General features: G+C 71.2%; 16 protein-coding genes. 5 read left to right on the top strand and 11 right to left on the bottom strand.

From position 1 onward, the window contains the following. Positions 1 to 59: 59 nt before the first annotated feature. The 3 genes from R7226_RS09315 to R7226_RS09305 all read right to left on the bottom strand — a co-directional run bounded on the left by R7226_RS09315 (position 60) and on the right by R7226_RS09305 (position 3,750). Complete coding sequence (locus R7226_RS09315) at positions 60 to 980, bottom strand: esterase/lipase family protein (RefSeq protein WP_318596801.1); 921 nt, start codon at positions 978 to 980, stop codon at positions 60 to 62. A gap of 72 nt (positions 981 to 1,052) precedes the next feature. Next, positions 1,053 to 1,340, bottom strand: a complete 288-nt coding sequence (locus tag R7226_RS09310) for a hypothetical protein (RefSeq protein WP_318596800.1) — start codon at positions 1,338 to 1,340, stop codon at positions 1,053 to 1,055. 10 nt (positions 1,341 to 1,350) lie between these two features. Beyond that, positions 1,351 to 3,750: a hypothetical protein gene (locus R7226_RS09305; protein ID WP_318596799.1), complete on the bottom strand. Its 2,400-nt coding sequence runs from the start codon at positions 3,748 to 3,750 to the stop codon at positions 1,351 to 1,353. Positions 3,751 to 3,970: 220 nt separating this feature from the next. Here R7226_RS09305 and R7226_RS09300 point away from each other — a divergent pair, with 220 nt between their 5' ends. Continuing rightward, entirely contained in the window at positions 3,971 to 4,651 is a 681-nt protein-coding gene (locus R7226_RS09300; RefSeq protein ID WP_318596798.1) for a M48 family metallopeptidase, read from the top strand. Continuing rightward, complete coding sequence (locus R7226_RS09295) at positions 4,648 to 5,508, top strand: PfkB family carbohydrate kinase (RefSeq protein ID WP_318596797.1); 861 nt, start codon at positions 4,648 to 4,650, stop codon at positions 5,506 to 5,508. Before R7226_RS09300 ends, R7226_RS09295 begins: the two co-directional genes overlap by 4 nt. Positions 5,509 to 5,547: 39 nt before the next feature. Here the strand turns inward: R7226_RS09295 and R7226_RS09290 are convergent, their stop codons facing one another. The 8 genes from R7226_RS09290 to R7226_RS09255 all read right to left on the bottom strand — a co-directional run bounded on the left by R7226_RS09290 (position 5,548) and on the right by R7226_RS09255 (position 10,290). Next, positions 5,548 to 5,901 carry a hypothetical protein gene (locus R7226_RS09290; protein ID WP_318596796.1) on the bottom strand — a complete coding sequence of 118 codons (354 nt, stop codon included), beginning with the start codon at positions 5,899 to 5,901 and terminating at the stop codon, positions 5,548 to 5,550. Positions 5,902 to 5,987: 86 nt separating this feature from the next. Further along, the gene (locus tag R7226_RS09285; RefSeq protein ID WP_318596795.1) at positions 5,988 to 6,545 is read right to left on the bottom strand and encodes a DUF4333 domain-containing protein; all 558 of its coding nucleotides are present in this window, start codon (positions 6,543 to 6,545) and stop codon (positions 5,988 to 5,990) included. Further along, positions 6,542 to 6,847 carry a DUF4333 domain-containing protein gene (locus tag R7226_RS09280; protein WP_318596794.1) on the bottom strand — a complete coding sequence of 102 codons (306 nt, stop codon included), beginning with the start codon at positions 6,845 to 6,847 and terminating at the stop codon, positions 6,542 to 6,544. The genes R7226_RS09285 and R7226_RS09280 overlap by 4 nt, the downstream gene beginning before the upstream one ends. Before the next feature lie 116 nt (positions 6,848 to 6,963). Then, on the bottom strand, positions 6,964 to 7,473 hold the full coding sequence (locus tag R7226_RS09275; RefSeq protein WP_318596793.1) for a GNAT family N-acetyltransferase: 510 nt from the start codon (positions 7,471 to 7,473) through the stop codon (positions 6,964 to 6,966). A 150-nt stretch (positions 7,474 to 7,623) separates the two neighbouring features. Then, positions 7,624 to 8,955 carry a citrate synthase gene (locus R7226_RS09270; protein ID WP_318596792.1) on the bottom strand — a complete coding sequence of 444 codons (1,332 nt, stop codon included), beginning with the start codon at positions 8,953 to 8,955 and terminating at the stop codon, positions 7,624 to 7,626. Between the two features lie 86 nt (positions 8,956 to 9,041). After that, positions 9,042 to 9,269 (bottom strand): hypothetical protein, encoded by a 228-nt coding sequence (locus tag R7226_RS09265; protein ID WP_318596791.1) that lies wholly within the window; start codon positions 9,267 to 9,269, stop codon positions 9,042 to 9,044. A gap of 93 nt (positions 9,270 to 9,362) precedes the next feature. Next, positions 9,363 to 9,941, bottom strand: a complete 579-nt coding sequence (gene dcd / locus R7226_RS09260; RefSeq protein WP_318596790.1) for a dCTP deaminase — start codon at positions 9,939 to 9,941, stop codon at positions 9,363 to 9,365. Between the two features lie 70 nt (positions 9,942 to 10,011). Beyond that, on the bottom strand, positions 10,012 to 10,290 hold the full coding sequence (locus R7226_RS09255; RefSeq protein WP_318596789.1) for a hypothetical protein: 279 nt from the start codon (positions 10,288 to 10,290) through the stop codon (positions 10,012 to 10,014). 200 nt (positions 10,291 to 10,490) lie between these two features. Between R7226_RS09255 and R7226_RS09250 the strand changes: the two genes are divergently transcribed. From R7226_RS09250 to R7226_RS09240, 3 genes are read left to right on the top strand one after another with little or no spacing between them, the layout of a single operon-like run. Continuing rightward, positions 10,491 to 11,768 carry a M24 family metallopeptidase gene (locus tag R7226_RS09250; protein ID WP_318596788.1) on the top strand — a complete coding sequence of 426 codons (1,278 nt, stop codon included), beginning with the start codon at positions 10,491 to 10,493 and terminating at the stop codon, positions 11,766 to 11,768. 2 nt (positions 11,769 to 11,770) lie between these two features. Next, positions 11,771 to 12,808 carry a thiamine pyrophosphate-dependent dehydrogenase E1 component subunit alpha gene (locus tag R7226_RS09245; RefSeq protein WP_318596787.1) on the top strand — a complete coding sequence of 346 codons (1,038 nt, stop codon included), beginning with the start codon at positions 11,771 to 11,773 and terminating at the stop codon, positions 12,806 to 12,808. Continuing rightward, positions 12,805 to 14,028, top strand: coding sequence for a dihydrolipoamide acetyltransferase family protein (locus tag R7226_RS09240; RefSeq protein ID WP_318596786.1), 1,224 nt, complete (start codon positions 12,805 to 12,807; stop codon positions 14,026 to 14,028). The genes R7226_RS09245 and R7226_RS09240 overlap by 4 nt, the downstream gene beginning before the upstream one ends. Positions 14,029 to 14,053 lie beyond the last annotated feature (25 nt).

Genomic DNA, 14,053 nt, shown 5'->3' with positions numbered 1-14,053 from the left:
CCGCGAGTTCCACGGGCATCACGCGGCGCGCGACGCCGCCGTGGAACTCGCAAGGGGCGTCAGCCCCCGACCCCCGGCAGCGTCGGCACGCACGGCGGCGTTCTCGCCGTCGACGGGTCGAGCGCGTTGAGCGTCAGCCGCAGCGCCCGGCGGTCATAGGAGACGCCGAGGTGCTCGGTCAGGTTGATGATGCAGCCGCTCTGCAGCGTGATGTTGGTCGCGCCGCTGAGGAAGCTCTGCGTGTACGGCGTCACGACCTCGTCGTATCTCGACGCGATCACCGTGTAGGTGACGCCGGCTATCGTGTCGCCGCCCGCGTCGAGCGTTCTGTTGAACGTCGAGCCGAGCCGCTGGTCCTCGAGCGCCGGCGCGCCGGCGTTGAGGATCGCGCTCGCGCCGGGGATGAATCTGCCGAGCGTCGAGATCCCGAGCAGCGTCGTGCCGTGGTTCGACGGCGTCAGGCCGACGAGCTTGTCGACCTTCGCGGCGCCGCCGAGGTACTTGATGTACCAGCGCGGCATCATCCCGCCCTGCGAGTGGCCGACGATGTCGACCTCTCTGGCGCCGGTCGACGACAGCACTCTGTCGACGTACGCCGACAGCTCTCTGGCGGAGTCGGGGATGTGCGAGAGCCCGAGGTAGGAGCCGGGCAGATAGGCGCCGTAGTTGAGCGCGAAGACGCAGTAGCCGTTGTTCTTCAGCAGCGGCGACAGCGCGTTCCAGTTGATGAACTTGTTCTCGACCGTCCCGTGCACGAGCACGACCGGGCGCGGGTGCGCGGCGCTTGGTCTGCAGCCGAAGTCGTTGGAGCCGGGTGGATCGGTGTTCGGCGCGACCGAGCCGATCGCGAGCGCGGTCGGGAAGTTGTAGACGACCGGCAGGTCGGCCCGTGCGGCCGGTGCGACGACGAGCGTCAGCAGCGCCGCGAGCAGCGCGAACAGGGCAACGCGGCCGGCGGCCGCGCGCGTGGTCTTCCTCATCTTCATCCCCTTGTCAGTGGTGGTCTGCTGGACCGGCCCCGCTGCGCAGCAAACCTGACTAATGAGGAAGAGTCAAGGCCTTTCCGGCGGCTGCGCTCTGAGCGCGTGAGCGACGAGCTTGCGCCCGCCGCGTTCGTAGCGCACGTCGACGGTGTGGTGGGCGCGGTAGGTCCCTATGCCCCATGCACCCCAGAACCAGCGCCAGAAGCCCAATCTGCCCTCCTGCGCCAGCGGTCTGTCGAACAGCAGCACGCCGTCGGCGACCTCGTAGTCCTCCCCCGCTCTCTGCAGCACGCCGTTGACGAACACCTCGAACGGCGGCTCGACGCCACGTGGAAGCTCTACGCGCCAGCGCTCCATATCGGGCGCATTATCGCGCCTGGGTGCGACGGCGCGACACGAGAGCTGCTCCTGCCCACGCCAGCAGCACGACGACACCGACCGTGCTTGCGACGGCTCCCGCACGCAACCCTGGAACGGAGTAGCTCCACTCCACCTCGTGAACGCCGGCCGGGACCACGACTCCGCGCATCACGAGATCCGAGCGGACCTGTCTCGCGGGCCGGCCGTCCACGGTCACTTTCCAGCCCGGCGCCCATGCGTCGCCGAGCATCACCAGCGCCTGTGCGTCGGTCTCGGTGCGGATCGTGACGCGTGCGTTCTCCTCGTCGACGACGTGGGCGCTGCCGGCGCCGGCGAGTTGGTCGGCTGCCACTCCGGGCGGCAGGTCGTCCGTGCGCGCCACGACGGTGCGTCGCGGGTCGAACCCATCGGCGACGACGCCGGCGAACTCCTCGTCCTCGTCGGCGGCCAGCACGACGTCGCGCGCCACGACGACACGCGGCGCGGCGACTTCGTTGCGGTAGATCTTCGCGTCGGTGCCGCTGTAGGCGCTGCGCAGGCGCGACGAGCGGCCTTCGTCGAGCAGGGTCTTGGGCTCGGTCACCACGTAGCGGACGCCGAGCGCGCCGAGTATCCCGGCCGACTCTGACGCGACGCCCCGGAGGTCGAGCGGCTGCCATCCCTGCTGCGTCTGGTTGAGCGCTCTCCAGAGGCGGAGGTAGCGCAAGCTCGGCTGTGGCGCGTCGTAGCCTCGCGCGTCGCGCAGCCCGTAGGTCGTCGACCAGTCGCTCGCGAGTGCGTAGCCGGTGCCGACTATCCGTCCCTCGTCGATGCGTCTCTGCAGGAAGGCGATCGCCGGTGTACGCGGCGGGAACGCTGTGGCGGACGGGGTGATCGGCTGGTACCCGGCAGCGAACGACAGCATGTCGATCGCTGCCAGCAGGGCGATCGCAGCGCCGATGGCGGCACGGTGTCTCGTCTGGCGTCGGACGAGCAGGCAGAGACCGGCCAGCACGCCGGCCAACAGGATCCAGCGCAGGACGCTGGCGAGCGCGAGCGCGCCGTCGGTCGTCGCCGCGAAGCGCGACGTCAAGCGGTGGAAAGCGTCGCCGACGTCACCGCCCTCGAGCTGAAGGGCGCTGAGACCGGCGATCGCCACGAGCCCTGCTCCCGCGAGCGCGGTCCAGGTCGGCCATTGTCGCTCCTTGCTCAACACCCGTTCCAGGCCGAAGGCGGCCAGGACGGCGATCGCCAGCAGGAACCACAGCAGCAGGCGCTGGTTCTGGACATGGTCGAACAACGGCAGCGCGTTGAAGAGGTCGCGCATCGGCGCGAGGTCAAACGCGACCGCGAGGCCGACCGCGCCGAGCGCGACGAACGGCGCTTTGCGCGGCCAGCCGTCCGGGGCGAGCAGCGCGACGAGCGCGAGGACCGTCGCGACTGCGCCACCGTACAACGCACGCTCGTTGTAGTTCGCCGGGCCTCTTATGAGATTTTCGCTCGGTCGCCCCCACCAGTCCGGGAAGGGCACCGCGCGCATCGCCTCCAGCGGCAGTGTCGAGCCCGGCAGGGCGCTCGCGCCGTTGCGGCGGGCCACCTCGCCGGCGGTCCCCGCCGCGGCGAGCTGTGCGGGCAGCAGTACGACGGCCGCGACGAGCGTGCCCGACGCGAGCGACGCCACGATCGTGCCAAGTCGGAGCAGGATCTCGCGCGGACCGGCGTCGCGCACTGCCACGGCGCGTCCGATCGCGTACAGCAGCGTGAAGGCGAGAACGTGCAGCTGCGTGCCGGGGTGGCCGCTGAACTGCGTGACAGCGACCAGCAGGGCGAGGGGGATCCCGTTCGAGAGCCGTCGGTCCCGCATGATCCGCTCGGTCAGCCACAGCAGCCACGGCAGCAGCGCCCCAGCTGACACATGCGCCCCGTGGCTGAGCCACACCACGTCGAAGCTGCAGAGCGCAAAGCTGGTGCCGGCGACGATCCCCGGCCAGAAGCCGAGCCGAAGCTCGCGCACCAGCAGGTAGGTACCGAAGGCGGCCGCCCACAGCTTCGCTGCTGCGGCGACGCCGAGCCCGTACTTGAGCGGGAAGACCCAGAGGGGCACGCTGAACGGGCTCAGCCATGCGACCGAGGCGTTCGCGAACAGAGGGGTTCCGGCGAGCGCGTGCTGATTCCACGCCGGAAACGTCCCGCTGCGGATCAGGTCGCGCGCAAGCACGTCCCAGGGGAGGTACGACATCGGAACGTCGCTGAGCGCGAGGTTGTAGTAGCTCGACATGTCGGCGGGCATCGCCTGCTGCCACGGCGCCCACTGATAGAGCAGCGACGTTGACGTGAGCACGCCTCCGCCGACCAGCGCCGGCCAGAGATAGATCAGCACGAGGACCGCGAAGAGCCCGGCCGCGACAGCCGTCTGATGCGCGGCCATGATCGCGACCGTGCGTTCCCAAGCAGGGGCGAGCGAGCGTCTAGGCGGAAGTTCCGCGTCGGCCACCGCACGTTCCCCCGAACGTGTGCGAAGCGCCATGGGGATTAACTACCAGAACTTAGGCGGTGATGTATGGCAAACAGGTGTGCCGTACTGCTGATGCGGGATCGAAGTCGTGCCCGCCAGCGCTCCATCCCGCCGCCAGCGTACCCTCATCGCGGTGACCCGTGTGGAAGGCGACATCTCCTATCGCGTGCGGCGCTCCGATCGCGCCCGTCGTGTGCGCGTGCGGGTCGACGAGCAGCACGGCGTCGAGGTGGTGCTGCCGCGCCGCAGCGCCGAGCGCGAGGCGGCCGCCGCGATCCGCCAGCTGCGACCGTGGATCGAGCGGCGGATCGCCGAGCTGGAGCGTGCGCGCGCCCAGGTCGCCGCGCGCGGCGCGACCGTGCCGTACCTCGGCGAGACGCTCGCGCTGATCGCCGAGCCCGGCCGCAGCCGCGTGCACCGCCGCGGCGAGACGCTGCTCGTGCCCGCGCCGATGCCGGACGGGCCCGACCCGCGCGAGGCGCTGGAGCGCTGGTACCGCCGCCGCGCCGCCGCCGAGATCGCGCCGCGCCTCGACGCCGCCACCGCGCAGGCGGGCAGCTACTACTCGAAGCTGACGATCCGCGGCCAGAGAACCCGCTGGGCGAGCTGCTCGACGACCGGTGGGATGTCGTTCAACTGGCGGCTGCTGCTGGCGCCGGCGCCGGTGCTCGACTACGTCGTCTGGCACGAGGTCTGCCACCTCGAGGTGATGGACCACTCGCCGCGCTTCTGGGCGCTGCTGGCCGACCGCTGGCCCGACTACCGCGTCCACCAGGCGTGGCTGCGCGCCCACGGCGGGACGCTCGTCCTGTGAGCGCGCCGAAGGTCGCCGTGGTCGGCCACATCGAGTGGCTCGACTTCGCGCTCGTCGACCATCTGCCAGCACCCGGCGAGATCGTCACCGCGCGCGAGCACTTCGCCGTCCCCGCGGGCGGCGGCGCGGTCGCCGCGGTGCAGCTGCGGCAGCTGGCCGGCGCGGCCGACTTCTTCACCGTCGTCGGCGACGACGAGCTCGGCCGCCGCAGCGTCGCCGAGCTGCGCGACGAGCACGGCCTGACGGTCCACTCCACGACGCGCGGGGTGCCGCAGCGGCGCGCCTTCACGCACGTCGACGCCAATGCCGAGCGGACGATCACCGTGCTCGGCGAGCGGCTCGTCCCGCACGGCGCCGATCCGCTGCCGTGGGAGCGGCTCGACGACGTCGACGGCGTCTACTACACCGGCGGCGACGCCGAGGCCGCCCGCGCCGCCCGCCGCGCCCGCTTCCTCGTCGCGACCGGCCGCGCGCCCGAAGGGCTGCTGGCCGGCGGCGTCGTGCCCGACGTGCTCGTCGGCAGCGTGCGCGACGAGAAGGAGCGCGCCGGGATCGCCGCCTTCGGCGACGGCGCGCGCTGGACGGTGCTGACCGACGGCGCCCGCGGCGGCCGCTGGAGCGGCGCCGACGGCAGCAGCGGCAGCTGGAAGCCGGTCGCGCCGCCGGGGCCGCCGGTCGACGCCTACGGCTGCGGCGACTCGTTCGCCGGCGCGCTCGCCTACGGGCTCGGCGCCGGCCTCGGGATCGAGGGCGCGGTCCTGCTCGCCGCCCGCTGCGGTGCGTGGTGCGTGACGGGCCGCGGCCCGTACGGCCGCCAGCTCACGCGCGCTGAGCTGACGCCCACCGAGCGCGGATGAGCGCGGATCTGTGCACCCGGGCGGTGCACAGATCCGCGCTCATCGCTCCGTGAGCACGCGCCGCAGCGCCGCGAGCGCCGACTCGCCGTCCTGCTGCTGCACGACGGTGCGGCTGGCGCGGCCGGTCCACGCCTCCGCGGAGCCGTCGCCGCGCACGTCGATGCCGGCGCGGATCCGCGGCAGGAAGCGCTCCGGCCCGCTCAGCTCGGCGCGCGCGACGACCTGGGCGACCGGCTCGAATCTGCGCGTGCGGATGTCGACCGGCTTGCGCGGCGGCCGTGCGCCGAGCGTCAGCACGCGTGCCTGCAGCGCGTCGAGCGCCGCCTCGAGCGCGTCGAAGCGGTCGCGCTCGACGCGCGGGCCGTCGCGGACGGTGAGCGTGTAGCGCGCCATCGCGCCGAGCCTATCCGCCCGGCGCCGGGCGCGGCGCGGCCTGCCGTCAGGCGGCCCGCTCGCGCCGGGCGCTGCGCGGCCTGCCGTCAGGCGGCGTCTCTGACGTCTCTCTCGGTGAATCTCACATCGCCCTCGCGCGAGGTGATGTGGAGCGTGATCGTGCCCTTGGAGCCGCCGACGTCGAGGTCGCATCTGAAGGACGTGCCGGGTGTCGAGACGATGCCGTCGGGGCAGTCGACCACGGCTCTCTCGCCCGTCTTGAAGGTCATGTTCTCGCGCACGAACGCCTCGGTCTCGGCGGGGTCGATCGCGGCGGCCGGGAAGGTCACGTCGGCGGTGGTGAAGCTGACGTCGCCGTCGTCGGAGTCGATGTGGACGGTGGCGCTGCCTCTGCCGCCGTTCTCCCACGTCACGGCGCAGTCGAAGGTCGCGCCCTTCTCGGCGTCGACGTCCTCGGGGCAGACGGCCGCTCTGGCGCTGATCTGCTCACCGTTGCCGCTGAGGTTGTCGACGACCATCTTCTGGGCCTTCTCGTGGTCGATCGTGATGCCGCCGACGGTGACGCTCGCGCCGCAGCCGGCGACGGCGAGCGCGGCGCTCGCGAGCAGGGCGGCCAGTGCGGCGCGGATGAGGGGGCGGGTCATCTGCTCGCTCTGAGGTCTCTGGCGAGGTCGTACTCGACGTTGCCCTCGTCGCTGGTGATGTGCATCGTCAGCACGCCTCTCTCGCCGTCGATCACGACGTCGCAGCGGAAGCTCGTGCCCTTCTTCGCGTCGACGTCGTCGGGGCAGTCGACGGAGACCTCTCTCACGTCGCCGCCGACCAGGTTCTTCTCGGCGAACTCGTCCGCCTTGTCCTTGTCGATCACGGTGCCGCCGCAGCCCGCGACGGCGAGGCCGCCGGCGAGCACGAGCGCGAGCAGGGCACTGCGGGAACGGACCTTCATCTGCGGGAGCCTCCGTGGCTGGGCCTTACGCCGTTCGTACGACGTCTCAGCTCAGGTATCGCCCGTCGTGGGGGAGACTTGAGGAGGTTGCGCGCGGACGCGCCAGGCGGGTTCGACTACGCCGCGTGCAGCTCGTACAGCAGCTCGCCGGCGCCGTCGCTCCAGCGCGCGTCGGCCAGCCTGCGGGAGATGCGCGCCAGCAGCGCGCGCACGGCCGTGTTCTCGTGCAGCACGGTCGCGGAGAAGTTGCGGATGCCGCGCTCGGCGGCGGCGTCAGCGAGCTGCTCGGCGATCGCGCCGCCGAGGCCGATCCCCTGGAAGGCGTCGGCGACGACGATCGCGAACTCGGCCGTGTCGGGGCGCTCTCTGCTGCGTATGAAGCGGCCGACGCCGAGCGTCGCGTCGGGGTACGCGTCGGCGACGGCGACGAACGCGACGTGGTCATCGCCGTCGACCTCGGTCAGGTAGCGCAGCTCGGCGCCGCTGAGGCGCGGCTTCGGCATCAGGTAGCGCAGCCGCTGCGTCTCGGCCGACATCAGCGCGTGGCCGGCGGCCAGGCGCTCCTTGTCGTCGGGGCGTATGGGCCGGATCGTGATCGCGAGCCCGTCGTGCAGCGTCGGTGACATCGTTCGTCAGCGTACGAACTGACGTGCGATCCGACTGTGGCGGGGATCACACGTTCGGGTGATCGCGGCGCGTGCGGGCCCGGCCGGCGCCGGACCCGCGGGAGAGATGCGCCGGCGGCGGTTCCGCCGGCGCGGGCGACGAGCGGCCGCCTAGCGGGCGCTCATCGGGACGTAGTCGCGCTCGCGACCGCCCGTGTAGATCTGGCGCGGACGCGCGATCTTCTGCTCCTTGTCGTCGATCATCTCCAGCCACTGCGCTATCCAGCCGGAGGTGCGGCCGATCGCGAACAGGACCGGGAACATCTCGACCGGCATGCCGAGCGCCTCGTAGATCAGGCCCGAGTAGAAGTCGACGTTCGGGTACAGCTTGCGCGAGACGAAGTACTCGTCCTCGAGCGCGATCTTCTCCAGCTCGGTGGCGATGTCGAGCAGCGGGTTGGTGCCCGTCACCTCGAACACGTCCATCGCCGCTCTCTTGATGATCGTGGCGCGCGGGTCGTAGTTCTTGTAGACGCGGTGGCCGAAGCCCATCAGCCGCTCGTCGCCGTTCTTCACGCCCTGCACGAAGTCGGCGATGTTGTCGGTCGTTCTGATCCGCCGCAGCATCCGCAGCACGGCCTCGTTGGCACCGCCGTGCAGCGGCCCGTAGAGCGCGCCGACGCCGGCCGCGACGGCCGAGTACGGGTCGACCTGCGACGAGCCGACCGCGCGCACGGCGCTCGTCGAGCAGTTCTGCTCGTGGTCGGCGTGGAGGATGAAGAGCACGTCGAGCGCGCGCTCCAGCCGCGGATCCGGCTGGTACTTCAGCTCGGCAATCTTGTAGATCATCGAGAGGAAGTTGCCGGCGTAGCTGAGGTCGTTGTCGGGATAGACGTACGGCATCCCGCGGTTGTGGCGGTAGGCGAAGGCCGACAGCGTCGGCATCTTCGCGATCAGGCGCACGATCTGCTGGTAGCGCAGGTCGACGTCCTTGATCTGCGTCGCCTCCGGGTAGAAGGTCGAGAGCGCTCCGACCGACGCCAGCAGCATCCCCATCGGATGCGCGTCGTAGCGGAAGCCCTGCATGAACTCCTTCACGTTCTCGTGCACGAACGTGTGGGTGGTGACCTCGTGCGTCCACGTGTCCAGCTGCGGCTGCGTCGGCAGCTCGCCGTGGATCAGCAGGTAGGCGACCTCCAGGTAGGAGGACTTCTCGGCGAGCTGCTCGATCGGGTACCCGCGGTACTCGAGGATGCCTCTGTCGCCGTCGATGTAGGTGATCGCAGAACGACACGCGGCAGTGTTCATGAACGCCGGGTCGTACGTCATCAGCCCGAAGTCGTCGTCGTTGACCTTGATTCTGCGAAGGTCGATGCTGCGGATCGTCTCGTCCTCGATCGGGACCTCGTACTGACGACCGGTGCGGTTGTCCGTGATCGTGAGCGTGTTGCTGCCCTGGGCTACGCCACCTGCGGCGCCCTGGTCCGTGGTGTCCGTGCTCATGAGTCTCCCTTAGCGCGCATTCTCGTTCCCCCCGTTTTACCGGATCGGACCCTCCGGACGGGTGCCGGTGCGCGGGTGTGCGACGCTCAGGAAGAGGTGGCGATGGCCGCCGCGAGCGTCGCGACGACGAGGATCGCGGTCGCGCCGAGCACGATCCGGGCCGTTCCCTCGCCCTCGGCGAAGGCGGGGCGGGCGACGCCGATCGCGCCGACGAGGACGGCGAATCCGGCCAGGATCAGGCCGGTGACGTAGAACGCGGTCTTGGAGCCGTGGTCGACCGCGCCCTCGGCCGCGAAGATCAGAAACGCGAGCATGCGCGCGAGCCTAACCGATCGCGCGGGGCGCGCGGGAAGGTTGTGTCAGGGGTGGGCGCGCGGCGTCGCGCCCGGCCGCGCCGTGCCGGCCGCTCAGGCGCGCGCGCCGTAGCGCGACTCGGTCGCCTCGCGCTGGCCCTGGTAGTGCGAGCCGAGCGCCTCGCTGCCGTAGGGGCGCAGCGCCGGCGCGTCGAGCGTCATGAACGACAGCTGCGCGATCAGCAGGCCGGGGTAGAGCTTGATCGGGACGCGCGTGAGGTTGTTCAGCTCCAGCGTCAGCGTGCCCTTCCAGCCCGGATCGCAGAAGCCGGCGGTCGCGTGGACGATCAGGCCGAGGCGGCCGAGCGAGGACTTGCCCTCGATCCGCGCCACGATGTCATCGGGCAGCTCGACCCATTCGAGCGTGCGGCCGAGGCAGAACTCGCCGGGATGGATCACGAACGACTGGTCCTCCTCGACGCGCACCTCCTCGGTGAGGTTGTCCGGCATCTCGCGCAGGTCGATCGACGTCACGCGATGGTTGTTGAACACGCGGAACGTGTCGCCGAGGCGCAGGTCGACGCTCGCCGGCTGGACGAGCGCGGGATCCCACGGATCGATTCTGATGCGGCCCTCCTCGACGAGACGCGTGATCGTCCCATCGGAGAGCACCGAGTTCGGCGTCGGCGTCATGCGGCCGAAGTCTGCCAGTCCGGGCGGCAGAGCGGTGCGCCGTGGCGCGCCGGGAGGCTGCGCCGCCGCTTCAGTGCTCGCGCGTTCGCGCCCGCGTGACGTGCGTGCGCGTGCGCGGGGGCGCCTTCACCGTCGGGTCGCCGTGCGGACCGCGGTGGCGCGGGTGGCGGTCGAACGGCGGGCGCGGATGGCGCGGGTCGCGCACCTGGCGCACCTTCGAGCCGCCCTCGCCGTCCTGCGACTCGTCGAAGTCGTCGGGGACCTGGCGGACAGCCCACCAGACGAGAAACAGCAAGAGCCCGATCGGGATCTTGAGCACCAGCATCAACCACACGAATCCCCATCCCATGGTCGGCCAAGGCTACCTCGCGCCGACGCCGCCGTCACGCCGTGATGTGGACCGCTGACCGCTGCGGCTGTTTCGTCCAGCCGAAATGCACGTATGCGGACATCTCGCCGCATTTGGACAGTGATGATTGACGTATCCGGCACATACTGTTTATTCTTGCTTCACGCTATGAGTCGGATCACAGAGGAGAGAGCTCGCGCATGAACATCGCGTCACGCGGAGCGTCGATGGCAGTGGACTGGGAGCAGCGCGTCGACTTCGCGCGCCTGCGCAGCGACCGGCTGACCCGTGCCAAGGCCGCGCTGCAGGCGTCCGAGCTGGGCGCCGTGCTGCTGTTCGACCAGAACAACATCCGCTACGTCACGTCCAGTCACATCGGCGAGTGGGCGCGCGACAAGAGCGCGCGCTGCGTGCTGCTGCCGCGCAACGGCGAGCCGGTCCTGTGGGACTTCGGCTCGGCCGCCAAGCATCACCAGCTCTACGCCCCCTGGCTGCCCGAGTCGAGCTGGCGCGCCGGGGTCACCTCGATGCGCGGCGCGATGCCGCAGTCCAGCGGCGTGCCCGACATGCTCGCCGGCCACATCTACGACGTCCTCGACGACCACGGCCTGCTCGACGAGCCGGTCGGGATCGACCTGACCGACATGGAGACGCTCGCCTCGCTGGCCCGTCGCAGAATCGCGACCGGCGACGCCGCGCCCGTGATGCAGACGGCGCGCAAGATCAAGACCGCCGACGAGATCGCGCTGCTCGACCAGGCGGCCGGGATCGTCGACGCCGCCTACCAGAACATCTACGAGACGCTGCGTCCCGGCGTGCGCGAGCACGAGATCGTGGCGGACACGCAGCGGCTGCTGTTCGAGCTGGGCTCTGAGCAGGTCGAGGCGATCAACGCCGTCTCCGGCGACCGTTGCAGCCCCCATCCGCACGTCTTCTCCGACCGCCTCCTGCGCCCCGGCGACCAGGCCTTCTTCGACATCATCCACTCGTTCATGGGCTACCGCACGTGCTACTACCGCACGTTCTCGGTCGGCTCCACGAACCAGGGCCAGATCGACGCGTACAAGCAGTGCCGCGAATGGCTCGACGACGCGATCGAGCTGGTCCGCCCCGGTGTCACGACCGACAGAATCGCCGCCGTCTGGCCGACCGCGCAGGAGCTCGGCTTCCCGAGCGAGGAATCGTGCTTCGGCCTCCAGTTCGGCCACGGCCTCGGCGTCGGCCTCTACGAGGCGCCGATGATCTCGCGCCTCAACTCGTTCGACGACCCGATCGTGATCGAGGAGGGGATGGTCTTCGCGCTGGAGACCTACTGCGCCACCAGAGACGGCAGCGGCGCCGCGCGGATCGAGGAGGAGATCGTCGTGACCGCCGACGGTCCCGAGATCATCACCCGCTTCCCCGGCGAGGAGCTGCTCGTCTGCGGCCGTCAGTACGTGCGCGGCGCCGACCTCGTCGGCGACCGCGTGGAGGTGTGACGGTGGCCTCGCGCACGCAGGGCGCCGCGGAGGGCGTTGCCGGGAGCGCGGGCGGCGTCGCCACCAGCGAGCTGAGCGGCCCGGCCCAGCACGGGTTGGAGCTGTACCGCAAGATGCTCGTCGTGCGCCGCTTCGAGGAGGCGGTCCAGTCGCTCTTCCAGAAGGGCGAGGTGCACGGCACGACGCACCTCTACATCGGCGAGGAGGCCGGCGCGATCGGCGTCGGCGACGTCCTGGGCGAGCACGACCGCGTCGCCGGCACCTACCGCGGCCACGGCCACGCGCTCGGCGTCGGCGTCGACCCGCAGGGCCTGCTCGACGAGATGCTCGGCCGCGAGACGGGCGTCTGCGGCGGCCGCGCCGGCTCGATGAACGTGATCGACCTGGAGCACCGGCTGATCGGCTCCTTCGGGATCATCGGCGGCTCGATCTCGGCCGCGACCGGCGCCGCGCTGGCGTTGTCGCGTCAGGGCAACGGCGGGGTCGCCGTCGCCTTCTTCGGCGAGGGCACGACCAACCACGGCTACTTCCACGAGTGCCTCAACTTCGCGGCGGTGCTGAGACTGCCGGTCCTGTTCGTCTGCGAGAACAACCGCTACGGCGAGTTCACGCCGTTCGAGGACGTCACCGCCGGCGAGATCGCCGCCCGTCCGCAGACGCTCGGGATCCCGACCGAGACGATCGACGGGATGGACGTGTGGGCCGTGCGCGAGGCCGCCGACGCGGCGGTCAGACGGGCGCGCGCCGGCGAGGGGCCGCAGTTCATCCAGTCGATGACGTACCGCTTCGTCGGCCACTCGCGCTCGGATCCGGGGAAGTACCGCAAGCCGGGCGAGCTGGAGGAGTGGAAGGCCCGCGATCCGCTGCTGGTCGCGCGTGCGCGGCTGGCCGAGGCGTTCGGCGTCGATGCCGGCGTGGTCGACGGCGTCGACGCGGCCGTGGAAGCGCAGTTCGAGCAGATCGTCGCGCGTGCGCTCGCGGCACCGTACCCCGACCCGGCGCGCGACGGCGCGCGCGAGTTCGCGCCGACGACGTCATGAGCGCGACTGCTGCCGGGGTCCTCACCGTCCCGATGCCGCGCCTGTCCGACTCGATGGAGGAGGGGACGATCGTCACCTGGCTCGTCGAGGACGGCGCGGCGGTGACGGCGGGCGAGGAGATCGTCGAGGTCGAGACCGACAAGGCGACGATGCCCTACGAGGCCGAGACGGATGGGGTTCTGCACGTCGTCGTGCCGGCCGGCGGGACGGTTCCGGTCGGCGAGACGATCGCCCACATCGCGCCGGCAGGGGTGGCAGTCGACGCCGCGCCGCCGTCCGCGCCCTCCGATGCGCGTGAATCTGTGGTCGCTGAGCGACCACAAGTTCACGCGCATGCTGTGGTGCCGGCGCGCGGGGCGCGCGTGTCGGCCTCGCCGCTGGCGCGGCGGATCGCGCGTGAGCTGAAGATCGACCTCGCGACGCTCGTCGGCAGCGGGCCGAACGGGCGCGTCGTGAAGTCGGACGTGCTGGCGGCGGAGCCGGCGCCGGCGCCCACCGTGGAAGCCGCCAACCTCGTCCCCCTCACCCGCATCCAGCAGGTGATCGCCAAGCGGATGACGGAGTCGAAGCAGTCGGCGCCCGACTTCGTGCTCGACGTCGAGGTCGAGATGGACGCCGCGATCGCGATGCGCGCGCGCTTCAAGGAGCTGCTCGCGGGCGCGGCTGGAGCGGGCGGCGCTGACGCGAGCGCGGCCAAGCCGCCGTCCCTCGGCGACTTCGTCATCAAGGCGTGCGGGATCGCGCTGCGCGAGCACCCCCGCCTCAACGGCGCCTATCGCGGCGACGCGATCGAGCTGTTCGACCGGGTCAACGTCGGCGTCGCGGTCGCGGTGCCCGGCGCGCTGCTGGTGCCGACCGTCGTCGACGCCGACCAGCGCACGCTCGGGCAGATCGCCGGCGACGTGCGGCGGCTCGCCGCCAGTGCGCGCGAGGGCAGGCTGACCCCGGCCGAGTTGAGCGGCGCGACCTTCACCGTCTCCAACCTCGGCATGTTCGGCGTCGACGCCTTCACCGCCGTGCTCAACCCGCCGCAGGCGGCGATCCTCGCCGTCGGCGCGGTCAAGCAGCGGCCGGTCGCGCGCGACGGGCAGCTCGCGCTCGGCAGCACGATGTTCGCCCGCCTCACCTGCGACCACCGCATCGTCAACGGCGCTGATGGCGCCGCATTCCTCGCGCGCGTGCGCGAGCTGCTCGAGACGCCGGAGCTGCTGGCGCTGTGAGCCCGCCCACCGCAACCGGCCGCCG

Source organism: Conexibacter stalactiti (assembly GCF_033542075.1).
Classification (GTDB): domain Bacteria; phylum Actinomycetota; class Thermoleophilia; order Solirubrobacterales; family Solirubrobacteraceae; genus Conexibacter; species Conexibacter stalactiti.
This window is presented reverse-complemented; position numbering and strand designations above follow the sequence as displayed.

What these genes read in the sequence shown, in the direction of transcription:
- R7226_RS09275 (WP_318596793.1), bottom strand. Translation starts at nt 7,473, where the DNA reads ATGTCACCGACGCTGCACGACGGGCTCGCGATCACGATCCGGCCCATA.
- R7226_RS09265 (WP_318596791.1), bottom strand. Translation starts at nt 9,269, where the DNA reads ATGCTCGCGTTTCTGATCTTCGCGGCCGAGGGCGCGGTCGACCACGGC.
- R7226_RS09280 (WP_318596794.1), bottom strand. Translation starts at nt 6,847, where the DNA reads ATGAAGGTCCGTTCCCGCAGTGCCCTGCTCGCGCTCGTGCTCGCCGGC.
- R7226_RS09240 (WP_318596786.1), top strand. Translation starts at nt 12,805, where the DNA reads ATGAGCGCGACTGCTGCCGGGGTCCTCACCGTCCCGATGCCGCGCCTG.
- R7226_RS09250 (WP_318596788.1), top strand. Translation starts at nt 10,491, where the DNA reads ATGAACATCGCGTCACGCGGAGCGTCGATGGCAGTGGACTGGGAGCAG.
- dcd (WP_318596790.1), bottom strand. Translation starts at nt 9,941, where the DNA reads ATGACGCCGACGCCGAACTCGGTGCTCTCCGATGGGACGATCACGCGT.
- R7226_RS09305 (WP_318596799.1), bottom strand. Translation starts at nt 3,750, where the DNA reads ATGGCCGCGCATCAGACGGCTGTCGCGGCCGGGCTCTTCGCGGTCCTC.
- R7226_RS09315 (WP_318596801.1), bottom strand. Translation starts at nt 980, where the DNA reads ATGAGGAAGACCACGCGCGCGGCCGCCGGCCGCGTTGCCCTGTTCGCG.
- R7226_RS09310 (WP_318596800.1), bottom strand. Translation starts at nt 1,340, where the DNA reads ATGGAGCGCTGGCGCGTAGAGCTTCCACGTGGCGTCGAGCCGCCGTTC.
- R7226_RS09255 (WP_318596789.1), bottom strand. Translation starts at nt 10,290, where the DNA reads ATGGGATGGGGATTCGTGTGGTTGATGCTGGTGCTCAAGATCCCGATC.
- R7226_RS09270 (WP_318596792.1), bottom strand. Translation starts at nt 8,955, where the DNA reads ATGAGCACGGACACCACGGACCAGGGCGCCGCAGGTGGCGTAGCCCAG.
- R7226_RS09285 (WP_318596795.1), bottom strand. Translation starts at nt 6,545, where the DNA reads ATGACCCGCCCCCTCATCCGCGCCGCACTGGCCGCCCTGCTCGCGAGC.
- R7226_RS09290 (WP_318596796.1), bottom strand. Translation starts at nt 5,901, where the DNA reads ATGGCGCGCTACACGCTCACCGTCCGCGACGGCCCGCGCGTCGAGCGC.